Genomic DNA, 21,858 nt, shown 5'->3' on the forward strand with positions numbered 1-21,858 from the left:
TTCTCTCCTCAGGCCGCGAATGCTTACTCGAACCAATGGGCCCGGGCGGCCATGATCAACTTGCCAGCACGCTCTTCATCCATGCCGTCGATGTCGAGCAGATCGTCAATCGATTGCTCGGCAAGATCTTCACGGGTGGTTACACCGCGCAGCGCCAGGTCCACGGCCAGCTCTTTGGTCATGCCATCGAGGCTGAGCAGGTCTTCGGCAGGTTGTGCGTCGGCAAGTTTTTCTTCAGTGGCGATGGCTTTGGTCAGCAGGCGATCCTTGGCGCGCGAGCGCAGCTCGTTGACGATGTCTTCGTCGAAGCCGTCGATGCTGAGCATCTCTTCCATCGGTACGTAGGCGATTTCTTCCAGGGTGGTGAAGCCTTCCTCCACCAGTACCTGGGCGAGCTCTTCGTCGACATCCAGCTCGTCGACAAAGCGCTGCAGGATGTCGCCAGTTTCAGCCTGCTGTTTGGCCTGGATATCGGCCTCGGTCATCACGTTCAGGGTCCAGCCGGTGAGCTGGCTGGCCAGACGTACGTTCTGGCCACTACGGCCAATGGCCTGGGCCAGGTTGTCTTCGGCAACGGCGATATCCATGGTGTGGGTATCTTCGTCGACGATGATCGCCGCCACTTCGGCCGGGGCCATGGCATTGATCACGAACTGCGCGGGGTTGTCGTCCCAAAGGACGATGTCCACACGCTCGCCACCCAGTTCGCCGGAGACGGCCTGGACGCGGGAGCCACGCATACCGATGCAGGCGCCCTGCGGGTCGATACGCTTGTCCTTGGAGCGAACGGCGATCTTGGCGCGCGAACCCGGGTCACGGGCGGCGGCCATCACGTCGATCAGCTGCTCGGCGATTTCCGGTACTTCGATGCGGAACAGCTCGATCAGCATTTCCGGCGCGGTACGCGACAGGATCAGCTGAGGACCACGGTTCTCGCTGCGAATTTCCTTCAGCAGGGCACGCACGCGGGTGCCGACGCGGAAGGTTTCACGCGGGATGATCTGGTCGCGGGCCAACAGCGCTTCGGCGTTGTTGCCCAGGTCGACGATCACGTTGTCGCGGGTGACCTTCTTGACGGTGCCGGAGATGATCTCGTTGACCTTCTCGCGGTAGGCGTCGACCACCTGAGCGCGCTCGGCTTCGCGCACCTTCTGCACGATGACCTGCTTGGCGGTCTGTGCGGCGATGCGGCCGAACTCGATGGATTCGATCTTCTCTTCGATGACTTCACCGGCCTTCATGCCGGGGTGCTCTTCCTGCACGTCTTCGACGGTCAGTTCAGACGCCGGATTGGAGTAGTCCTCGTCTTCGACGATGGTCCAGCGACGGAAGGTTTCGTAGTTGCCGTTGGCGCGGTTGATTTCCACGCGCAGATCAACCTCGTCCTCGAAACGCTTTTTGGTCGCGGTTGCCAGGGCCAGCTCCAGCGCTTCGAAAATCACGCCAGGCGGTACACCCTTCTCGTTGGATACCGACTCAACAACCAGCAGTACTTCTTTGCTCATCGTACGCCTCGCCTTTCAATCCATTGGAATCCGCGCTCTGGCGGCTCACTCAAATCGGGGAATGATGTTGGCCTTGTCGATCGAGTCGACCGGCAGCAGGTATTCATGGTCATCCACCAGGACCACCACATCCTGCTCCTCCACACCACGGAGAATGCCCTGGAAATTGCGCCGCCGTTCGAAGGGCGTGCGCAGCTTGATCTTCACCTGCTCGCCGACATAGCGGGCGAACTGTTCGAGTGTGAAGAGCGGCCGATCCATACCGGGCGACGACACCTCCAGGGTGTACTCGCCACTGATCGGGTCTTCCACGTCGAGGATGCCACTGACCTGACGACTGACGATTTCGCAGTCGTCGATCAGGATGCCTTCCGCACGGTCGATATAAACCCGGAGCAGGGAATGGCGACCTTGGGAAATGAACTCCAGGCCCCAGCACTCATAGCCGAGCGCTTCTACTACAGGGGCCAACAAGGCCTGCAACTGTTCTAGCTTGCTCGACACCTGATCGCCTCGCGTATGCTGTAGAAACAAAAAATGGGCGAAACGCCCATCCCTTAAGGACCGCCCTGAACTGGCGGCGCGGACTGTCCAGCTAGCAAAAAGCCCCTGAAAAGGGGCTCTGCCAAACTGGTTGCGGGAGCTGGATTTGAACCAACGACCTTCGGGTTATGAGCCCGACGAGCTACCAGACTGCTCCATCCCGCGTCAAAGCTGGTGCGAAATTATACGGTTGAGCCCCTTGAAGGTCAACCGAAACTCCGAAACGACAAGGCCCGCACTGCGGGCCCTTTCGTATATGGTACCGAGGAGGGGACTCGAACCCCTACAGCCTATGGCCACTACCACCTCAAGGTAGCGTGTCTACCAATTCCACCACCTCGGCAAAAACTCTTGCCTGCTTACTTCTGCTCAGGAGCCGCCGGAACGTCGCCGTTACCGCCTGCAGGGGCTTGAGGTTGCCCTTGCGCGCCCGGCACATCGCTAGCTGCCGGAGCCTGTTCCTGCTTCTGCTCCATCACTGCTGGATCAGGAAGCCCAGCGTGACGAATCATATCAGCTTTTTCTTTAGCAAAATACGCTAAACCCAAGCTGGTAATGAAAAAAACCGCAGCGAGTATAGCAGTAAAGCGGCTCAGGAAGGTAGCAGAACCTTGGCTACCGAAAACGGTGGCCGAAGCACCTGCACCGAACGACGCACCAGCGTCAGCACCCTTGCCTTGCTGAAGCAGGACCAGCACAACCAGACCCAGCGCCATCAGCAGGTGAATCACGATTACAACTGTTTCCAACATCTTCAGTTTCCTGCGGCGCGACAGATCGCACCGAACTCATCCGCATTCAGGGAAGCCCCACCAATGAGCCCCCCATCGATATCCGGCATCGCGAACAGCTGGGCAGCACTGGCTGCCTTGACGCTGCCGCCGTACAGGAGACGAAGGCCGCTTGCCACCTCTGCGTTTTCCGCCGAGATCTGCGAGCGAATCGCCGCATGTACTTCCTGGGCTTGCTCGGGAGAAGCGGTCAGCCCCGTCCCAATCGCCCACACCGGCTCGTAAGCCACAACGGCGCGGGAAAAAGCCCCGACACCGAGATCTTCGATTACCGAGCCCAACTGGCGCCCGACAACCTCAAGAGTCTTGCCCGCCTCACGCTGCTCACGGGTTTCACCCACGCACAGGATCGGAATCAGGCCACACGATTGAGCCGCCGCAAACTTGCGACTGACCACACCATCGCTCTCACCCAGAATCAGGCGACGCTCGGAGTGACCGACCAGCACCAGGGAGCAACTCGCATCCGCCAACTGGCTGGCTGCGACTTCGCCCGTGAGGGCGCCCTGCATCGGCTCAACCGCGCAATTCTGCGCACCGACGGCAACCGCCTTTCCATTCAGGCCTTGGACGACCTGATTGATGTACAGACAAGGCGGAAACACCGCCACATCGACACCCGTGGGAAGAGCCAGTTGACGCAGGCCTTTGATCAGCTCCGTTACGCTGGAGCGGGTACCGTGCATTTTCCAATTACCGGCCACCAAGGGTCGACGCATGCTGTACCTCGCTGAGCAAAGTGGGCGCAGATATTACTCGACGCTTTTGGAACTGACAAGAGAAATCAAGCACATACCTCTGTAACCACTTTTGCCAGCTGCTCGGCATAGGCGCGCACGCGTGCTTCCTCGTCGCCCTCGACCATCACCCGCACCAATGGCTCGGTGCCGGACTTGCGCAGCAGCACGCGACCACGGCCGGCCATCTCTTCGGTCACCTTGGCGCAGGCTTCCTTCACCGCCGGATGCTCCAACGGGTCTACCCCGCCACCAGCAAAGCGTACGTTGATCAGCACTTGCGGACACTTGCGAATGCCCATGCGCGCCTCGGCCAGGTTCTGACCTCGGGTTTTCAGCGCCATCAGCACCTGCAGCGCGGCGATGATCGCATCACCGGTCGTGGTGTGCTGGCAGCAGACCACATGGCCGGAATTCTCTCCACCCAGTTGCCAGTTGCGCGACTGCAACTCGGACATCACATAGCGGTCCCCTACCTTGGCACGAGCGAAGGGAATGTGCAGATCCTGCAGAGCCAACTCCAGCCCCAGGTTGCTCATCAGAGTCCCTACCACACCACCGTGCAGCTTGCCGCGATCGAGCATGTCGCGCGCAATGAGGTAGAGGATCTCATCACCATCAACGATGGTGCCGGTGTGATCGACCAACATCACCCGGTCGCCGTCGCCGTCGAAGGCGATACCGATATCCGCATGATGGGCCAGCACGGCCTCCTGCAGCGCTCCCATGTGGGTGGAGCCGCACTGGTCATTGATGTTCAGGCCGTTGGGCTCCGCACCGATGACAAACACTTCGGCACCCAACTCCCGGAATACATTGGGAGCGATCTTGTACGTCGCACCATGGGCGCAATCGAGCGCGATACGCAGACCGGCGAAACTGGTGTTCGATGGCACGCTGCTCTTGCAGAACTCGATGTAGCGGCCGGCGGCATCGTTGATCCGCGAGACCTTTCCCAGGCGGGCGGACTCGACGACCGTCATCGGCGCATCGAGAAGCTCCTCGATGATCAGCTCCACCTCGTCCGGCAGCTTGGTGCCCTGGCCGGAGAAGAATTTGATGCCGTTGTCGTCGTGCGGATTGTGCGAGGCACTGATAACGATGCCCGCCTCCGCATGGAAGGTACGGGTCAAATAGGCGATTCCCGGGGTCGGCATGGGGCCCAGCAGCATCACGTCGGCACCGGCGGCGGACAAGCCAGCCTCCAGCGCGGACTCGAACATGTAGCCGGAAATCCGCGTGTCCTTGCCCACCAGGACGCGACACTTGCCCTGCTGACGGAATGCCATGCCCACGGCCCAACCCAGCTTGAGCACGAAGTCTGGGGTGATCGGCGGGGTGCCTACGCGTCCGCGAATTCCATCGGTACCAAAATACTTCCTGCTCATGCGGGCATCCCCTCTTCTGTTGCACTTTCCACTGCGTGAATCATTCGGACCACATCCACCGTCTCGGCGACATCATGGACGCGGATAATGCTGGCTCCCTTGGCGACCGCCAGAGCCGCAAGGGCTAGGCTACCGTACAGGCGCTCGCCCACCTCACGACCGAGCGCGCGCCCGACCATGCTCTTGCGCGAAACACCGACCAGCAATGGGCAGCCCATCGACATCAGGCTCCCCATCTGCCGGAACAGATTCAGGTTGTGACTCTGAGTCTTGGCAAAACCGAAGCCAGGATCGATGACGATCCGCTCGCGGGCAATGCCCACGGCTTCGCAGACCGCGATGCGTTCCTCGAGGAAGTCGCGGACTTCCTCGAGGATATTCGGATAACGCGGATCATCCTGCATGTTCCCCGGCTCGCCGCGCATATGCATCAGGCAAACCGGAAGCCCCGTGTCGACAGCAGCATCCAGGGCCCCATCACGCTGCAGGGAGCGCACGTCGTTGATCAGCCCAGCCCCGAGACGAGCGGTTTCACGCATCACCGCCGGGGTGGAGGTATCTACCGAGATCACCACATCCAGTTCGCGGGCAACGGCCTCGACCACCGGCGCGACGCGCTCCAGCTCCTCGGTGGGCGAAACCACGCGAGCACCGGGGCGGGTCGACTCGCCGCCAATATCGATCAGCGTGGCGCCGGCCGCGACCATCTCCGCGGCATGCCGCAATGCAGCGTCGTGCCGATTGAAGCACCCACCGTCAGAGAAGGAGTCAGGAGTGACATTGAGGATGCCCATGACGTGCGGGCGACTTAAATCAAGAACCCGGTTGCCGCAAGGCAACCGGGTCGGGTGGTACAACGAACTCATTCAGTGTTCTCAGTGTTCGCCGGCAGGCCCGCCAATGGGGTTTTCCTGGCGACCTTCGTCGCGGGGCGCAGCAGCGTTGCCGGAAGAGCCGGAGTTGCCACCTTGCCAGTCACGCGGCTCGCGCGGGTCGCGGCCGGCCATGATGTCGTCGATCTGATCGGCATCGATGGTTTCGTACTTCATCAGCGCGTCGGCCATCATGTCGAGCTTGTCACGGTTCTCTTCCAGCAATCGCTTGGCGGTGCCGTAGCAGTCGTCGATGATGCGGCGCACTTCCTGGTCGATCAGCTTGGCAGTTTCACCCGAGATATTGGAGTGCTGGCCGCCGGCGCTACGGCCGAGGAAGACCTCGCCCTCTTCTTCCGCGTACATCAGCGGACCGAGCTTTTCCGACAGGCCCCACTTGGTCACCATGTTCCGCGCCAGTTGAGTGGCCCGCATGATGTCGTTGGAAGCACCGGTGGTGACACCTTCGAAGCCCAGGGTCATCTCTTCGGCGATACGGCCACCGAACAGCGAGCAGATCTGGCTTTCCAGGGCACGCTTGGACAGGCTGTAACGATCCTCTTCCGGCAGGAACATGGTCACGCCCAGGGCGCGGCCGCGCGGAATGATGGAAACCTTGTAGACCGGATCGTGCTCCGGAACCAGGCGACCAACGATAGCGTGACCGGCTTCGTGGAACGCGGTGTTCTTCTTCTCCTTCTCGGACATGACCATGGTCTTGCGCTCGGCGCCCATCATGATCTTGTCCTTGGCCAGTTCGAACTCGCGCATGTCGACGATGCGCTTGTTGGAACGAGCGGCGAACAGCGAGGCCTCGTTGACCAGGTTGGCCAGGTCGGCACCAGAGAAGCCTGGCGTACCGCGCGCGATCACGGCCGGATCGACGTTGTCGCCCAGCGGGACCTTGCGCATGTGTACTTTGAGAATCTGCTCACGGCCACGAATGTCCGGCAGGCCAACCACTACCTGGCGGTCGAAGCGGCCTGGACGCAGCAACGCGGGATCGAGCACGTCCGGACGGTTGGTCGCGGCGATGACGATGATGCCGTCATTCATCTCGAAGCCGTCCATCTCCACCAGTAACTGGTTGAGGGTCTGCTCGCGCTCGTCGTGACCGCCACCCAGGCCGGCACCACGATGGCGGCCGACGGCGTCGATCTCGTCGATGAAGATGATGCAGGGCGCGTGCTTCTTGGCCTGGTCGAACATGTCGCGAACGCGCGAGGCGCCCACGCCGACGAACATTTCCACGAAGTCCGAACCGGAAATGGTGAAGAACGGTACCTTGGCTTCGCCGGCGATGGCCTTGGCGAGCAAGGTCTTACCGGTACCGGGCGGGCCGACCATCAGCACGCCGCGCGGGATACGACCGCCCAGGCGCTGGAACTTGCCCGGATCGCGGAGGAATTCCACCAGTTCGCTGACTTCTTCCTTGGCCTCGTCGCAACCGGCGACGTCGGCGAAGGTGGTCTTCACCTGGTCTTCCGACAGCAGGCGCGCCTTGCTCTTGCCGAAGCTCATCGGGCCGCCGCGGCCACCGCCGCCGCCCTGCATCTGGCGCATGAAGAACATGAAGACGGCGATGATCACCAGGATCGGGAAGCTGGCCACCAGGAGCTGAGTCCAGATGCTCTGCTGCTCGGGCTGCTTGCCTTCAACAACGACGTTGTTGTTGACCAGGTCGCCAATCAGGCCGTTGTCGGCGATGGCCGGGCGGATGGTCTTGAAGGTGTCACCGTCCTGGCGCTTGCCAGTGATGACCGCGCCGTCCACGGTCACGCGCTCGACCTTGCCGTCCTTCACCTGCTGGATGAAGTCCGAATAGTTGAGCGTCTGCGGCTCGCTCGGGCTGGAGAAGTTGTTCATCACGGTGACGAGTACCGCCGCGATGATCAGCCACAGAATCAGGTTCTTTGCCATGTCGTTCAATTGACTACCCTCTGAAGCCGGCTCCGCCCTGGAAACCGCTTCTCACGACGGCCAGACTCCTTCCGGCCAAAATTACTACACAACGCCCGCCGCCAGGCAGGCGCCGTCTGTAACCCTTTATGAACCCCGGCTTTCACCGGTACAAGCAAAACCTGCAAGGCATAGACCAGAAGCCGGCCCAATCATTCCAGTCTAGGCGCCGCGAAAGCCTCGTGCGAGCAGATACTGCTCCCGCGAACGGTCGCGGGACGACAGCGGCTTGCGCATCTGCACCTTCTCGAAGTTCTCGCGAACCTGCTTGTGGTAAGCGTCGAAACCCTCACCCTGGAAAATCTTGATCAGGAAATCGCCACCCGGACGCAGCACACGGGTGCACAGGTCCAGGGCCAGCTCGCAGAGGAACATCGCACGGGGCATGTCCACGGCGGGCAGTCCACTCATATTGGGGGCCATATCGGAAATCACAAGGTCTACCGGATTTTCTCCGATGGCCGCGAGCAACTGGGCGAAGACCTCGTCCTCCGTGAAGTCACCCTGGATGAAGGTGACATCCGGGATGCTGTCCATCGGCAGGATGTCCGAAGCGATCAGGGTACCCTTGTCACCGATCACCCGACTGGTGACCTGCGACCAGCCGCCCGGCGCTGCGCCGAGGTCGACCACGGTCATGCCGGGGCGCAGAATGCGATCCTTCTCCTGGATTTCCAGCAGCTTGTAGCTGGCGCGCGAGCGATAACCGTCACGCTGTGCCATCTTCACGTACGGATCGTCGAAATGTTCTTTCAGCCAGCGATGGCTAGTCTTGGAACGGGCCACGTATTACCTCGTCTGAGCGGCATCCCGGTAGTACCGAAACTCGGGTAGAATATCCGCCTTTTTTACCAGGGGTCAGATTATGGCGCTCTCTCAGGAGCAGAAAAAGCAGTTCAAATCTATCGGGCATCACCTGAAACCCGTATTGACCGTTGCTGAAAACGGTCTTTCGGAAGGCGTGATGGCCGAGCTTGAGCGCGCGCTCAACGATCATGAACTGATCAAGGTGCAGTTCCGCATCACTGAACGCGACGACCGTCGCGCGCTGATCGACGAACTTTGCCAGAACGGCAGCTGCGAGCTGGTTCAGACCATCGGCAAGATGGCACTGATCTATCGCCGCAATCCGAAGCCGAACAAGAACCTGTCGAACATCAGCCGCTTCAGCGGCCTCTGACAGTCAAGACCGGCAACGCGGAGCCGGCAAGGCTCCGCTGCGTCAGACCCGCTCGTCCCGCCCAGGCGCCGGCTGCAGCACCAGCAGCAGACCGCACAGCGCCACCACCAGGTAGTTGAATAGCAGCCAGCGCTGAGCGTCCGGCGCTACCTGGCGTACCACGAAATAAGCCACCACCATCACCAGCACGGTGAGCAGCAATTGCCCTCGCGTTTCACGGGTGAAGGCAGCGAACCCGCGCGCCTGCCAGAGCACCAGGGCCTGGAGCAGCACGCAGAAACCGGCAAACCCCAGCAGCAACGGCTTCAGCGCATCGGAGACGGACTCCACCAGCAGCGGGGCCAGGCCGATCTTGTCCAATGCAGGCAACACCACGAACTGCAGCAACCACAGGCCGCCGACCCAGAATGTCTGGGCCAGCAGCCAACTGATGGTGCCTGCGCTCAGGGATTGCCGATCAGGCGTGACGGACTTCAACGATCTCGTACTCGACGTCGCCGCCCGGAGTCTTCACCAGAACGGCATCACCTTCGGTCTTGCCAATCAGCGCTCGGGCGATCGGCGAGTTGACGGAGATCTTGCTGTTCTTGATGTCCGCCTCGTCGTCACCGACGATCTGGTAGGTCACCGTCTCGTCGGTTTCGACATTGGCGATATCCACGGTCGTACCGAAGATCACCTTGCCGCTGTGCGGGATGGTGGTCACGTCGATGATCTGCGCGTTGGACAGCTTGGCCTCGATGTCGCGGATGCGCGCCTCGGACATACCCTGCTGCTCACGGGCTGCATGGTATTCGGCGTTTTCCTTCAGGTCACCCAGCTCACGCGCTTCGGCGATGGCCTGGGTGATCTGCGGGCGCAGAACGGTCTTCAGGTACTTCAGTTCTTCTTCCAGGGCGCGAGCGCCCTGGACGGTCATTGGAAATTTGCTCATGCGTTGATTCCTGCATGGAGATCCTGCAGACGGCGAACGGTCTTCTCGGGACCGAACTTGAGCGCCTCACAGATCGCCTGACCCGCCGCAATGGTGGTGGTGCAGTAGATCTTGTGCTGCAGGGCGTTACGACGGATGGAGTAAGAGTCAGCGATGGACTGACGACCTTCGGTGGTGTTGATGATCAGGGTGACTTCGTCATTCTTGATCATGTCGACCACGTGAGGACGGCCCTCGGTCACCTTGTTCACGCGACGCACCGGCAGGCCGGCAGCCTCGATCACCTTGGCGGTGCCAGCAGTGGCAACCACCTCGAAGCCCAGCGCGACCAGATCGCGGGCGACCTGAACGGCTTGCGGCTTGTCGTCCTCGCGGACGCTGATGAAGGCGCAACCGGCGTTCGGCAGGATTTCGCTGGCGCCCAGCTGGGCCTTGGCGAATGCCTCACCGAAGCTGTCGCCGACACCCATCACCTCGCCAGTGGACTTCATCTCTGGGCCGAGGATCGGGTCGACGCCGGGGAACTTGGCGAACGGGAACACCGCTTCCTTGACGCTATAGTACGGCGGGATCACCTCCTGGGTGAAGCCGACTTCGGCCAGGGACTTGCCAGCCATGACGCGGGCCGCAACTTTCGCCAGCGACTCGCCGATGCACTTGGAGACGAACGGCACGGTACGGGACGCGCGCGGGTTCACCTCGATCACGTAGATGTCTTCGCCCTGCACGGCCATCTGCACGTTCATCAGGCCGACCACGCCGAGCTCCAGGGCCATCTTCTTGACCTGCTCACGGATCTCGTCCTGGATGTGCTGCGGCAGCGAGTACGGAGGCAGCGAGCAGGCGGAGTCACCGGAGTGCACGCCGGCCTGTTCGATGTGCTGCATGATCGCGCCGATCACCACGGTCTCGCCGTCGCACACCGCATCGATGTCGACTTCGATGGCGCAGTTCAGGAAGCGGTCCAGCAGCACCGGGCTGTCGTTGGAGACCTTCACGGCTTCGCGCATGTAGCGCTTGAGCTCTTCTTCCTGGTAGACGATTTCCATCGCGCGGCCGCCCAGCACGTAGGACGGGCGCACCACCATCGGGTAGCCGATGTTCTTCGACAGTTCCAGAGCCTGGTCTTCGCTGCGCGCGGTGGCGTTGGCCGGCTGGCGCAGGTTCAGGCGCTGGACCATCTGCTGGAAGCGCTCGCGGTCTTCGGCGCGGTCGATGGCGTCCGGGCTGGTGCCGATGATCGGCACGCCGGCTTCTTCCAGGGCGCGGCAGAGTTTCAGCGGGGTCTGGCCGCCATACTGCACGATGACGCCCTTGGGCTGCTCGACGCGGACGATTTCCAGCACGTCTTCCAGGGTCACCGGCTCGAAGTACAGGCGATCGGACGTGTCGTAGTCGGTGGAGACGGTTTCCGGGTTGCAGTTGACCATGATGGTCTCGAAGCCGTCTTCACGCATGGCCAGCGCTGCGTGTACGCAGCAGTAGTCGAACTCGATGCCCTGGCCGATACGGTTCGGACCGCCGCCCAGGATCATGATCTTGTCGCGAGTCGACGGATTGGCTTCGCACTCTTCCTCATAGGTCGAGTACATGTAGGCGGTGTCGGTGGCGAATTCGGCGGCGCAGGTGTCCACGCGCTTGTACACCGGCAGCACCTTGAGCTTGTGGCGATGGTTGCGCAGGTTCTTCTCGGTCACACCCAGCAGGGTGGCCAGGCGCGCATCGGAGAAGCCCTTGCGCTTGAGCTTGAGCATCAGGTCGCGGTCGATGGCAGACAGACCCAGGGTCTTCACACGCTCCTCGTCCTTGATCAGGTCTTCGATCTGCACCAGGAACCACTCGTCGATGCGGGTCAGGTCGAAGACTTCGGCAATGCTCTTGCCAGCGCGGAAGGCGTCGGCGACGTACCAGATGCGGTCGGCATTGGGCACGGTCAGCTCGCGCTTGAGGATGCTCTCGGCTTCCGGGTTGCTCAGGTCGAGCTTGGGATCGAAACCAGTGGCGCCGACTTCCAGGCCGCGCAGGGCTTTCTGCACGGACTCCTGGAAGGTACGGCCGATGGCCATGACTTCACCCACGGATTTCATCTGGGTGGTCAGGCGGGCGTCGGCTTTCGGGAATTTCTCGAAGGCGAAACGCGGGATCTTGGTGACGACGTAGTCGATCGCCGGCTCGAAGGAGGCCGGGGTGCGGCCGCCGGTGATGTCGTTCTGCAGCTCGTCGAGGGTGTAGCCGACAGCCAGCTTGGCGGCGATCTTGGCGATCGGGAAGCCGGTGGCCTTGGAAGCCAGCGCCGAGGAACGCGATACACGCGGGTTCATCTCGATCACGACCATGCGGCCGGTGTTCGGGCAGATGCCGAACTGCACGTTGGAGCCGCCGGTTTCCACGCCGATCTCACGCAGCACCGCCAGCGAGGCGTTGCGCATGATCTGGTATTCCTTGTCGGTGAGGGTCTGTGCCGGCGCGACGGTGATGGAGTCACCGGTGTGCACGCCCATCGGGTCGAAGTTCTCGATGGCGCAGACGATGATGCAGTTGTCCTTCTTGTCGCGGACAACCTCCATCTCGTATTCCTTCCAGCCGATCAGCGATTCGTCGATCAGCAGCTCGTTGGTCGGCGACAGGTCCAGACCACGGGTGCAGATCTCTTCGAATTCTTCGCGGTTGTAGGCGATGCCGCCGCCGGTGCCGCCCATGGTGAAGGACGGACGGATGATGCACGGGAAGTTGACCTTCTCCAGCACGCCGTAGGCTTCTTCCATGGTGTGGGCGATACCCGAGCGCGGACAGGCCAGGCCGATGTCGCGCATGGCCTTGTCGAAGCGCGAACGGTCTTCGGCCTTGTCGATGGTGTCGGCGTTGGCGCCGATCATTTCAACGCCGAACTGTTCCAGAACGCCGTGGCGCTCCAGGTCCAGGGCGCAGTTCAGAGCGGTCTGGCCACCCATCGTCGGCAGCAGCGCGTCAGGGCGCTCCTTCTCGATGATCTTGGCGACGGTCTGCCACTTGATCGGCTCGATGTAGGTGGCGTCGGCCATGGCCGGGTCGGTCATGATGGTGGCCGGGTTCGAGTTCACCAGGATGACACGGAAGCCTTCTTCCTTCAGGGCCTTGCAGGCCTGCGCGCCGGAGTAGTCGAACTCACAGGCCTGGCCGATGACGATCGGGCCGGCGCCGAGGATCAGGATGCTCTTGATGTCTGTACGCTTGGGCATGGGACTCTCGTTGCAATATTCAGGAAAGGGTTGCGCTGGCCAGCTTCACGCCAAAGCCGACGAACAGGGCGCCGACGCCGCTCGAGGCGCCGGCAGCCAGCCGTTGCCGCCGACGGAACCAGGCCGCCAGACGCACACCGGAGAAAATCAGGAAGCTGAGGTACAGGGCGCTGATGATCTCGAGGATCGTGCCCAGTACCAGGAACGACAGGCCGGGATAGGCGTAACCCGGGTCGACGAACTGGATGAAGAAGGAGATGAAGAAGAGGATCGCCTTGGGATTGGACAGGCTCAGCAGCAGCGCCTTGCGGAACGGCTGGTTGACGTCCACTTCCTTGGCCGGCGCGGCGGCCGCATCCAGTGGCTGGCGCAGCTTCTGCCAGCCTCCGCGGAGCATGCCTAACCCTAAGTAGAACAGGTAAGCGGCGCCGACGTACTTCAGGCCCAGGAACAGCATCGGCTCGGCCTTGAGGACCGAGGCGATACCCAGCGCCGACAGGAACATCAGGATCGCATCGCCCAGGAACACCGCGCTCGCTGCCCGGTAGCCCGAAGCCACACCGCGCTGGGCGGCGGTGGCGAGGACGAACAGCGAGTTCGGCCCCGGCAACAGGACGATGAACAACGTACCCAGGACGTAGGTCCAGAGGTCGGTGATTCCCAGGGTCGGCATCATCTTCTTCTACCTCTTCCGTCTCTTTCGAGAAAGCCGGGACTCAGCGGCGCTCGGCCATCGCCGCGAGGAAGCGGTCGAACAGCGGAGCCACGTCGTGCGGGCCGGGGCTGGCTTCCGGGTGACCCTGGAAGCTGAAGGCCACCTTGTCGGTGCGCTCGACGCCCTGCAGGGTGCCATCGAACAGCGACTTGTGGGTGGCGCGCAGGTTGGCCGGCATGCTCGCTTCATCCACGGCGAAACCATGGTTCTGGCTGGTGATCATCACCACACCCGAATCCAGGTCCTGCACCGGGTGGTTGGCGCCATGGTGACCATGGCCCATCTTCACGGTCTGGGCGCCGGAGGCCAGGGCCAGCAGTTGGTGACCCAGGCAGATGCCGAAGATCGGCGTCTCGGTGTCGAGGAACTCGCGAATGGCCTGGATGGCGTAGTCGCACGGAGCGGGGTCACCGGGGCCGTTGGAGAGGAAGATGCCGTCCGGATTCAGGGCCAGCACTTCGCTCGCCGGGGTCTGCGCCGGCACCACGGTCAGGCGGCAGCCGCGGGCAACCAGCATGCGCAGGATGTTCAGCTTCACGCCGAAGTCATAGGCGACTACGTGGTACGGCAGGTCGGCGGCGGCGATTTCCGGGTGGCTGTCGGTTTCCAGGTTCCAGACGCTGGAGCGCCACTCGTACTTCTCGGTGGAGGACACGACTTTCGCCAGGTCCATGCCCTTCAGCCCCGGGAAGCCGCGTGCCAGTTCGAGGGCTTTTTCCTCGGTGGCATCGTCGCCGACCAGGATGCAGCCGTTCTGCGAACCCTTCTCGCGCAGGATGCGGGTCAGGCGGCGGGTGTCGATGCCGGCGATGGCAACGGTGCCGTTCTCTTTCAGGTAGTCCGGCAGGGACTGCTTGTCGCGCCAGCTGCTGGAGAGCAGCGGCAGATCGCGAATGATCAGGCCGGCGGCCCAGACCTTGTTCGACTCGGCATCTTCCGGCGTGGTGCCGGTGTTGCCGATGTGCGGGTAGGTCAGGGTGACGATCTGTTGGGCGTAGGAAGGATCGGTAAGGATTTCCTGGTAGCCGGTCATGGCGGTGTTGAACACCACCTCTCCGACGGTCTGGCCGTCGGCGCCGATGGCTTCACCGCGAAAAACGCTGCCGTCGGCAAGTGCAAGTATGGCTGGCTTAGTCAAGAAGACCTCCCGTAGTTCAAGCCTGGCTGGGCGTGCGCAGATTGTAAAAAAGCGGGATGACATCAGAAGAAGTCATCCCGCTTTTTATGTGATTCATGCTGCGCTGCTTTTAGTGGACACACTAAAGCTGTAGTTTACAGAAATGCGACATCATGGTCCACCTTTTGCACGACGTACGGCCATGCCACTCAGCGAAGGCCGAGTACGTCCTGCATGTCGTACAAGCCATTGGCCTGCCCTTCCAGCCATTGCGCGGCACGCACGGCGCCACGAGCAAAGGTCATGCGGCTCGAGGCCTTGTGGGTAATCTCCACACGCTCGCCATCCGCGGCGAACAGCACGGTGTGGTCGCCCACCACGTCGCCGGCACGCACGGTGGCAAAGCCGATGGTCTCGCGCGGACGAGCGCCAGTCTGGCCTTCGCGACCATAGACAGCGACCTTCTCCAGATCACGACCCAGCGCATTGGCAACGACTTCGCCCATTCGCAGCGCGGTGCCGGACGGCGCGTCGACCTTGTGGCGGTGATGCGCCTCGAGGATCTCGATGTCCACATCGTCGCCCAGCACGCGGGCAGCGGTGTCGAGCAACTTCAGACAGAGATTGACGCCAACGCTGTAGTTGGCCGCGAAGACGATCGGGATTTCCTTCGCCGCGTCGTTCAGCAGTTCCTTCTCCGCCGCGGAGAAGCCCGTGGTGCCGATGACCATGGCCTTGCCGGCCTTGCGGCAGACTTCCAGGTTCTTCAGGGTCACGGTCGGGTGAGTGAAGTCGATCAGCACATCGAACTCGTCGACCACCTTGGCGAGATCGCCCGACAGCGGCACACCGATACGGCCCAGGCCGGCCAGCTCGCCCGCGTCGGCGCCCACCAGGGTGCTGTCCGGGCGGTCCACCGCAGCAGTCAGGCCAGCGCTGCCGCCAGTCTGCTGCACGGCCTCGATCAGGGTCTTGCCCATGCGCCCGGCGGCGCCCATTACGGCTATACGTCGCATATAAAACAGCTCCAAGCTAAAAAGGCCCCGGGCGATTCGCACCGCCGGGGCCCTGCATCATAGATCGTCGAAGAAGCGCTTCATGCCCTCGAACCAGCCACTGGCCTTGGGCGAGTTGGAAGAGTTGCCCTGCAGGGTGCCACGGAACTCTTCGAGCAGCTCGCGCTGACGCTTGTCCAGCTGCACCGGCGTCTCCACCACCACGCGACACATCAGGTCGCCAGCACCGCCGCCGCGCACCGGGGCAACGCCCTTGCCGCGCAGACGGAACAGCTTGCCGGTCTGGGTACCTTCGGGAATCTTCAGCTTCACGCGACCATCGAGCGTCGGTACTTCAAGCTCGCCTCCAAGGGCGGCATCGGCGAAGCTGATCGGTACTTCGCAGTACAGATGCTTGCCGTCGCGCTGGAAGATATCGTGCTCGCGCACGTTCACCACCACGTACAGGTCGCCTGCCGGGCCACCGTGGGCGCCGGCCTCGCCCTCGCCGGTCAGGCGAATGCGGTCACCGGTATCGACACCGGCCGGCACTTTCACCGACAGGGTCTTGTGTTCTTCTACGCGGCCCTGGCCGTGGCAGGAGCCACAAGGGTCGGTGATCATCTTGCCGCTACCATGGCAGCGCGGGCAGGTCTGCTGCACCGAGAAGAAACCCTGCTGCATACGCACCTGGCCGATACCACCGCAGGTGGTACAGGTGACCGGCGTAGTGCCGGGCTTGGCGCCACTGCCGCTGCAGGTCTTGCAGCCGACCAGGGTCGGAACACGGATAGTCACGGTAGTGCCGCGAACCGCGTCTTCCAGGTCCAGGTCCAGGGTGTAGCGCAAGTCCGCGCCACGCGCCGGACCGCCACGGGAACCACCGCGACCGCCAGCACCGCCGAAGAAATCGCTGAAGACATCACCGAAGATGTCCGAGAAGCTCGCCCCACCAAAGCCTGCACCACCGCCACCCATCTGCGGATCGACACCGGCATGGCCGTACTGATCGTAGGCCGCGCGCTTGCTGGCATCGGACAGGACCTCGTACGCCTCGTTGGCCTCCTTGAATTTATCCTCGGCCTCCTTGTCGCCGGGATTGCGGTCCGGGTGGAACTTCATGGCGAGCCGGCGATAGGCCTTTTTCAGGTCCGCTTCGCTGGCGCCGCGCTCGACACCCAGTACCTCGTAAAAATCACGTTTGGCCATAACTTTCCTGCACTCTGAAAACCGTTCCCCCAGACACGCCAACGCGGGAGCAAGCCCCCGCGTGACGTTTCATGCGCACCGACACGCTGGTCGGTGCGCCGGAGCGGAAGCAAGCACGCGGCTTACTTGTTCTCCTTGACCTCTTCGAACTCGGCATCGACGACATCGTCGCCTGCCTTGTCGTCAGCGGCCTCGCCCTGAGCGGCAGCACCCGGCTGCGGCTGTTCGGCGTACATCTTCTGCGCCAGCGGGGTGGACGCCTGGGACAGCGCGTTCATCTTCGCTTCGATCTCGGCCTTGTCGTCGCCCTTCACGGCAACTTCCAGCTCGCCAAGAGCCTTCTCGATGGCAGCCTTCTCCTCGGCAGTGGCCTTGTCGCCAGCCTCGGTGACCATCTTGCGAGTCGCATGGACCAGCGCGTCACCCTGGTTGCGGGCAGCGGCCAGTTCCTCGAACTTGCGGTCTTCCTCGGCATTCGCCTCGGCGTCGCGGACCATCTGCTGGATCTCGTCCTCGGACAGACCGGAGGAGGCCTTGATCACAATGGACTGCTGCTTGCCGGTGGCCTTGTCCTTGGCGCCGACATGCAGGATGCCGTTGGCGTCGATGTCGAAGGTCACTTCGATCTGCGGCACGCCGCGCGGAGCCGGCGGGATGTCGGCCAGGTCGAACTTGCCCAGCGACTTGTTCTGCCCGGCTTGCTTGCGCTCGCCCTGCAGCACATGGATGGTCACGGCGCCCTGGTTGTCATCGGCAGTGGAGAACACCTGCGACTTCTTGGTCGGGATGGTGGTGTTCTTGTCGATCAGCGCGGTCATCACGCCACCGAGGGTTTCGATACCCAGGGTCAGCGGGGTGACGTCGAGCAGCAGCACGTCCTTCACGTCGCCGGCCAGCACGGCGCCCTGGATGGCAGCACCCATGGCAACGGCTTCATCCGGGTTGACGTCCTTGCGCGCTTCCTTGCCGAAGAACTCGGCAACGGTCTTCTGCACCAGCGGCATGCGGGTCTGACCGCCGACCAGGATCACTTCGTCGATCTTCGAGACGTCCAGGCCGGCGTCTTTCAGCGCAACGCGGCACGGCTCGATGGTACGGGTAACCAGGTCTTCCACCAGGGATTCAAGCTTGGCACGGGAAACCTTGACGTTCAGGTGTTTCGGGCCGGATGCATCAGCGGTGACGTACGGCAGGTTGACGTCGGTCTGCTGGGTCGAGGACAGCTCGATCTTGGCCTTCTCGGCAGCTTCCTTCAGGCGCTGCATGGCCAGCGGGTCGCCCTTGAGGTCCATGCCGGATTCTTTCTTGAACTCTTCAACGAGGTAGTCGATCAGGCGCAGGTCGAAGTCTTCACCACCCAGGAAGGTGTCGCCGTTGGTGGCCAGTACTTCGAACTGATGCTCGCCGTCGACTTCCGCGATCTCGATCACGGAGACGTCGAAGGTACCGCCGCCCAGGTCGTAGACGATGATGGTGTGGTCACCCTTGGCCTTGTCCAGGCCATAAGCCAGCGCAGCCGCGGTCGGCTCGTTGATGATGCGCTTGACGTCCAGACCGGCAATGCGGCCGGCGTCCTTGGTGGCTTGACGCTGGCTGTCGTTGAAGTAGGCCGGAACGGTGATGACCGCTTCGGTGACCGGCTCGCCCAGGTAGTCCTCGGCGGTCTTCTTCATCTTCTTCAGGACTTCGGCGGAGACCTGCGGCGGAGCCATCTTCTGGCCCTTGGCCTCGACCCACGCGTCGCCGTTATCAGCCTTGACGATCTTGTACGGAACCATCTTGATGTCTTTCTGTACGACGTCTTCTTCGAAACGGCGACCGATCAGGCGCTTGACGGCGTACAGGGTGTTGGTCGGGTTGGTCACAGCCTGGCGCTTGGCCGGCTGACCTACCAGGATTTCGCCGTCGTTGGCATAGCCGATGATCGACGGGGTGGTACGAGCGCCTTCGGCGTTCTCGATGACCTTGACGTTACCGTTCTCCAGGATGGACACACAGGAGTTGGTGGTCCCCAGGTCGATACCAATGATTTTGCCCATATTTCACTCTCCAGAAATTAGATTCCGCGCTGACCCTGTTGCGGGTCTTTGGCTCGGTTGATTACCCAGATGGGGACCGGGTGGTGGATTTCAAGCCTTCTCGTCGATCGAAGGCGGAGTTTGTTCCGGTGCCTTGCTGACCACGACCATGGCCGGACGCAGCAGGCGACCATTGAGCAGGTAACCCTTCTGGAACACCTTGACCACGCTGCCCGGCTCGAGGCGGATGCTCTCTTCCATGGCCATGGCCTGGTGGTGCTCAGGGTTGAACGGCTCGCCGTGCGGGTCGACAGGCTCGAGGTTGTAGCGCACCAGTGTGTCGTGGAACATCTTCAGCGTCAGCTCGATGCCTTCGCGCATCGGCTTGATCGCCTCATCTTCCGGGTTCGACATCTCCAGCGCGCGCTCGAGGGTATCGACGATCGGCAGCAGGTCGCCGGCAAATTTCTCCAGGGCGAACTTGTGCGCTTTTTCCACGTCCTGCTCGGCACGGCGGCGGACGTTCTGCAGCTCAGCAACGGCGCGCAGGCTCTGATCCTTCGCCGCGGCTACCTGTTCTTCCAGTTCCAGCACGCGGGCGTTCAGATCCCCGGTAGCGCCGGCTTCGGGCTGCTCGTTGAACTGGGAATCCTGAGTCTGTTGTTCGTCAGACATGCCACTCTCCTAAAAAGAAAATAAGCCTTTGAAAACAAGGCGAACCCAATGGTCCGCGGCTCTGCCGTGTATATGGGGTGCGTTTTTTTTACTTCAAGGGCTTTGACTTCAAGGACCAACCAGCAGGCGACGAGGGAGAATTGCCAGCCGCAAAAAATACTGTATAAATAAACAGACCTATCTGCGGAGCCGCCGCCCATGCTGGTTCATCTGTCCGTTCACAATTACGCCATCGTCGAGCACCTCGATCTCGAGCTCGCCGCCGGCATGACCGTGATCACCGGCGAAACCGGCGCCGGCAAGTCGATCATGCTCGACGCCCTCGGCCTCGCCCTGGGTGATCGTGCCGACAGCGGCGTGGTACGCCCCGACTCCGACAAGGCCGACATTCTCGCCAGTTTCGATGTCAGCGCGATTGCCGAAGCCCGCGACTGGCTCGCCGAGCGCGACCTGGAACAGGACGGGCCATGCATCCTGCGCCGGGTCATCACCGCCGAAGGCCGCTCCCGCGCCTACATCAATGGCACGCCCTGCCCGCTGGGCGACCTCAAGCACCTGGGCGAACTGCTGATCGACATCCACAGCCAGCACGAGCACCAGTCGCTACTCAAGGCCGACACTCACCGCCGCCTGCTCGACGAATTTGCCGGCAGCCAGGACCTGGCGCGCCAGGTACACCTCGCCGCACAGCGCTGGAAGCAGACCCATCAGGAACTGGACCGCCTGTCACGCAACGGAGAGGAACAGCGCGCTCGCCACCAGTTGCTCAGCTATCAGCTGGAAGAGCTGGAGAATCTCGGCCTGGGTGACAACGAACTGGAGGCCCTGGAAGCCGAACACAAGACCCAGAGCAACGCCGGCAGCCTGATCGCCGCCTGCCGCCAGGTGGTCGAACTGTGCAGCGAAAACGACGCTGGCAATGTCCTCTCCGCACTGACCTCCAGTCTCAACCGCCTCACTGCCTTCCAGAGCCAGCCGGCCGCGCTGAGCGAAGCGGTGAACCTGCTGTCGAGTGCACAGATCCAGGTCGAGGAAGCCATCGGCGAGCTGAATCGCTTCGTCGACCACTTCGACGCCGACCCTCTGCGCCTGCAGCAACTGGAAGAGCGCATGGACGCTATCTATAGCCTCGCCCGCAAGCACCGCGTGCAGCCCCACGAGCTACAGGACCTGCAGCAACGCCTGCTCGACGAACTGGAAGCGCTGAACGCCGACGACGAAGCCGTGGAACGCCTGGGCGACGAACTGGCCGCCTACGCCCGCCATTATCAGGAGAAGGCCGAAGAGCTCAGCCAGATCCGTCGGAGCGCCGCGCCACAACTGGCCAAGGCCGTAGAAGTGGAAATGCAGCGCCTGGGCATGCCCGGCGGTCGCTTTGCCATCGACCTGCGCGAATCCAGCTCGGACGAGCCCCAGATCAATGGCCTCGAACAACTGGAATTCCTGGTCAGCGCCAACCCCGGCCAACCGCTGAAAGGCTTGGCCAAGGTTGCCTCCGGCGGCGAATTGTCGCGCATCAGCCTGGCGATCCAGGTGATTACCGCACAGACATCACGCACTCCCACGCTGGTCTTTGACGAGGTGGACGTTGGCATCGGCGGCCCCACAGCCGAAGTGGTCGGCCAGTTGCTGCGCCGCCTCGGCGATCGCGGCCAGGTGCTGACCGTCACCCACCTGCCGCAGGTTGCCGCGCAGGGCCACCAGCACCTGTTCGTGCACAAGGACCGTGATACCAGCGAAACCCGCACCGCCGTGGCCAACCTGAAGAAGGCCGAACGCATCGAGGAAGTCGCGCGCATGCTCGGCGGCGTCGACCTGACCAAGGAATCCCTGGCCCACGCGCGCAAGATGGTGGATTCGGCCGTACAAGGCTGATCCCCCCAAGCACCTTGGCCCTCTTGTAGGAGCGAGCTTGCTCGCGAACCGCTTGGCACTGAGACAACCGGGAAACTTGTTCGCGACCAAGCCCACTCCTACCAAAGAGCCGCACAAACGAAAACGG

The 21,858-nt window shown here is 62.4% G+C and carries 19 protein-coding genes and 2 tRNA genes; 2 read left to right on the forward strand and 19 right to left on the reverse strand.

The features are described 5' to 3' along the window. Nucleotides 1–23 precede the first annotated feature (23 nt). From nusA to rlmE, 10 genes are all read right to left on the reverse strand, one after another. Nucleotides 24–1,505: a transcription termination factor NusA gene (gene nusA / locus RS899_RS22240; RefSeq protein ID WP_017518943.1), complete on the reverse strand. Its 1,482-nt coding sequence runs from the start codon at nucleotides 1,503–1,505 to the stop codon at nucleotides 24–26. A 45-nt stretch (nucleotides 1,506–1,550) separates the two neighbouring features. Then, a complete protein-coding gene (rimP, locus tag RS899_RS22245) occupies nucleotides 1,551–2,009 on the reverse strand; it encodes a ribosome maturation factor RimP (protein ID WP_024765321.1) in 459 nt (152 codons plus the stop codon). Between the two features lie 127 nt (nucleotides 2,010–2,136). Further along, nucleotides 2,137–2,213 (reverse strand) — tRNA-Met (locus RS899_RS22250). Nucleotides 2,214–2,305: 92 nt separating this feature from the next. Next, a tRNA-Leu gene (locus tag RS899_RS22255) sits at nucleotides 2,306–2,391 on the reverse strand. Between the two features lie 16 nt (nucleotides 2,392–2,407). Beyond that, nucleotides 2,408–2,800 (reverse strand): preprotein translocase subunit SecG, encoded by a 393-nt coding sequence (gene secG, locus RS899_RS22260; RefSeq protein WP_024765320.1) that lies wholly within the window; start codon nucleotides 2,798–2,800, stop codon nucleotides 2,408–2,410. Between the two features lie 2 nt (nucleotides 2,801–2,802). Then, nucleotides 2,803–3,558 carry a triose-phosphate isomerase gene (tpiA, locus tag RS899_RS22265; protein WP_054910610.1) on the reverse strand — a complete coding sequence of 252 codons (756 nt, stop codon included), beginning with the start codon at nucleotides 3,556–3,558 and terminating at the stop codon, nucleotides 2,803–2,805. A gap of 65 nt (nucleotides 3,559–3,623) precedes the next feature. Beyond that, complete coding sequence (gene glmM / locus RS899_RS22270) at nucleotides 3,624–4,964, reverse strand: phosphoglucosamine mutase (protein ID WP_233297199.1); 1,341 nt, start codon at nucleotides 4,962–4,964, stop codon at nucleotides 3,624–3,626. After that, entirely contained in the window at nucleotides 4,961–5,830 is an 870-nt protein-coding gene (folP, locus tag RS899_RS22275; RefSeq protein ID WP_315808098.1) for a dihydropteroate synthase, read from the reverse strand. Before folP ends, glmM begins: the two co-directional genes overlap by 4 nt. A gap of 9 nt (nucleotides 5,831–5,839) precedes the next feature. After that, the gene (ftsH, locus tag RS899_RS22280; protein ID WP_054910607.1) at nucleotides 5,840–7,756 is read right to left on the reverse strand and encodes an ATP-dependent zinc metalloprotease FtsH; all 1,917 of its coding nucleotides are present in this window, start codon (nucleotides 7,754–7,756) and stop codon (nucleotides 5,840–5,842) included. 201 nt (nucleotides 7,757–7,957) lie between these two features. Continuing rightward, entirely contained in the window at nucleotides 7,958–8,581 is a 624-nt protein-coding gene (rlmE, locus tag RS899_RS22285) for a 23S rRNA (uridine(2552)-2'-O)-methyltransferase RlmE (protein WP_054910606.1), read from the reverse strand. A 79-nt stretch (nucleotides 8,582–8,660) separates the two neighbouring features. Between rlmE and RS899_RS22290 the strand changes: the two genes are divergently transcribed. After that, nucleotides 8,661–8,975, forward strand: a complete 315-nt coding sequence (locus tag RS899_RS22290; protein ID WP_024765315.1) for a YhbY family RNA-binding protein — start codon at nucleotides 8,661–8,663, stop codon at nucleotides 8,973–8,975. A 42-nt stretch (nucleotides 8,976–9,017) separates the two neighbouring features. Here RS899_RS22290 and RS899_RS22295 read toward each other — a convergent pair whose 3' ends face one another. The 9 genes from RS899_RS22295 to grpE form a co-directional block, all read right to left on the reverse strand. Beyond that, nucleotides 9,018–9,422 (reverse strand): DUF4149 domain-containing protein, encoded by a 405-nt coding sequence (locus RS899_RS22295; RefSeq protein ID WP_315810468.1) that lies wholly within the window; start codon nucleotides 9,420–9,422, stop codon nucleotides 9,018–9,020. 10 nt (nucleotides 9,423–9,432) lie between these two features. Continuing rightward, nucleotides 9,433–9,909, reverse strand: a complete 477-nt coding sequence (greA, locus tag RS899_RS22300; protein WP_017518953.1) for a transcription elongation factor GreA — start codon at nucleotides 9,907–9,909, stop codon at nucleotides 9,433–9,435. Next, nucleotides 9,906–13,127: a carbamoyl-phosphate synthase large subunit gene (gene carB / locus RS899_RS22305; RefSeq protein WP_315808099.1), complete on the reverse strand. Its 3,222-nt coding sequence runs from the start codon at nucleotides 13,125–13,127 to the stop codon at nucleotides 9,906–9,908. Before carB ends, greA begins: the two co-directional genes overlap by 4 nt. Nucleotides 13,128–13,146: 19 nt before the next feature. Further along, a complete protein-coding gene (gene leuE, locus RS899_RS22310) occupies nucleotides 13,147–13,800 on the reverse strand; it encodes a leucine efflux protein LeuE (protein ID WP_141678477.1) in 654 nt (217 codons plus the stop codon). Nucleotides 13,801–13,843: 43 nt separating this feature from the next. Continuing rightward, nucleotides 13,844–14,980, reverse strand: coding sequence for a glutamine-hydrolyzing carbamoyl-phosphate synthase small subunit (gene carA / locus RS899_RS22315; protein ID WP_315808100.1), 1,137 nt, complete (start codon nucleotides 14,978–14,980; stop codon nucleotides 13,844–13,846). A 188-nt stretch (nucleotides 14,981–15,168) separates the two neighbouring features. Next, a complete protein-coding gene (dapB, locus tag RS899_RS22320) occupies nucleotides 15,169–15,975 on the reverse strand; it encodes a 4-hydroxy-tetrahydrodipicolinate reductase (protein WP_054910602.1) in 807 nt (268 codons plus the stop codon). 57 nt (nucleotides 15,976–16,032) lie between these two features. Beyond that, nucleotides 16,033–17,163 (reverse strand): molecular chaperone DnaJ, encoded by a 1,131-nt coding sequence (dnaJ, locus tag RS899_RS22325; RefSeq protein WP_045216723.1) that lies wholly within the window; start codon nucleotides 17,161–17,163, stop codon nucleotides 16,033–16,035. Between the two features lie 122 nt (nucleotides 17,164–17,285). After that, nucleotides 17,286–19,202, reverse strand: a complete 1,917-nt coding sequence (gene dnaK, locus RS899_RS22330; RefSeq protein ID WP_045216722.1) for a molecular chaperone DnaK — start codon at nucleotides 19,200–19,202, stop codon at nucleotides 17,286–17,288. 90 nt (nucleotides 19,203–19,292) lie between these two features. After that, nucleotides 19,293–19,856: a nucleotide exchange factor GrpE gene (grpE, locus tag RS899_RS22335; RefSeq protein ID WP_024765309.1), complete on the reverse strand. Its 564-nt coding sequence runs from the start codon at nucleotides 19,854–19,856 to the stop codon at nucleotides 19,293–19,295. Between the two features lie 198 nt (nucleotides 19,857–20,054). Here grpE and recN point away from each other — a divergent pair, with 198 nt between their 5' ends. After that, a complete protein-coding gene (recN, locus tag RS899_RS22340) occupies nucleotides 20,055–21,731 on the forward strand; it encodes a DNA repair protein RecN (RefSeq protein ID WP_315808101.1) in 1,677 nt (558 codons plus the stop codon). Nucleotides 21,732–21,858 lie beyond the last annotated feature (127 nt).

The organism is Pseudomonas sp. C9-3, from assembly GCF_032392015.1.
In the GTDB taxonomy this organism is placed as follows: Bacteria; Pseudomonadota; Gammaproteobacteria; order Pseudomonadales; family Pseudomonadaceae; genus Pseudomonas; species Pseudomonas nitroreducens.

What these genes read in the sequence shown, in the direction of transcription:
- RS899_RS22290 (WP_024765315.1), top strand. Translation starts at nt 8,661, where the DNA reads ATGGCGCTCTCTCAGGAGCAGAAAAAGCAGTTCAAATCTATCGGGCAT.
- dnaJ (WP_045216723.1), bottom strand. Translation starts at nt 17,163, where the DNA reads ATGGCCAAACGTGATTTTTACGAGGTACTGGGTGTCGAGCGCGGCGCC.
- dapB (WP_054910602.1), bottom strand. Translation starts at nt 15,975, where the DNA reads ATGCGACGTATAGCCGTAATGGGCGCCGCCGGGCGCATGGGCAAGACC.
- recN (WP_315808101.1), top strand. Translation starts at nt 20,055, where the DNA reads ATGCTGGTTCATCTGTCCGTTCACAATTACGCCATCGTCGAGCACCTC.
- secG (WP_024765320.1), bottom strand. Translation starts at nt 2,800, where the DNA reads ATGTTGGAAACAGTTGTAATCGTGATTCACCTGCTGATGGCGCTGGGT.
- tpiA (WP_054910610.1), bottom strand. Translation starts at nt 3,558, where the DNA reads ATGCGTCGACCCTTGGTGGCCGGTAATTGGAAAATGCACGGTACCCGC.
- greA (WP_017518953.1), bottom strand. Translation starts at nt 9,909, where the DNA reads ATGAGCAAATTTCCAATGACCGTCCAGGGCGCTCGCGCCCTGGAAGAA.
- ftsH (WP_054910607.1), bottom strand. Translation starts at nt 7,756, where the DNA reads ATGGCAAAGAACCTGATTCTGTGGCTGATCATCGCGGCGGTACTCGTC.
- dnaK (WP_045216722.1), bottom strand. Translation starts at nt 19,202, where the DNA reads ATGGGCAAAATCATTGGTATCGACCTGGGGACCACCAACTCCTGTGTG.
- leuE (WP_141678477.1), bottom strand. Translation starts at nt 13,800, where the DNA reads ATGCCGACCCTGGGAATCACCGACCTCTGGACCTACGTCCTGGGTACG.
- grpE (WP_024765309.1), bottom strand. Translation starts at nt 19,856, where the DNA reads ATGTCTGACGAACAACAGACTCAGGATTCCCAGTTCAACGAGCAGCCC.
- folP (WP_315808098.1), bottom strand. Translation starts at nt 5,830, where the DNA reads ATGAGTTCGTTGTACCACCCGACCCGGTTGCCTTGCGGCAACCGGGTT.
- nusA (WP_017518943.1), bottom strand. Translation starts at nt 1,505, where the DNA reads ATGAGCAAAGAAGTACTGCTGGTTGTTGAGTCGGTATCCAACGAGAAG.
- carB (WP_315808099.1), bottom strand. Translation starts at nt 13,127, where the DNA reads ATGCCCAAGCGTACAGACATCAAGAGCATCCTGATCCTCGGCGCCGGC.
- glmM (WP_233297199.1), bottom strand. Translation starts at nt 4,964, where the DNA reads ATGAGCAGGAAGTATTTTGGTACCGATGGAATTCGCGGACGCGTAGGC.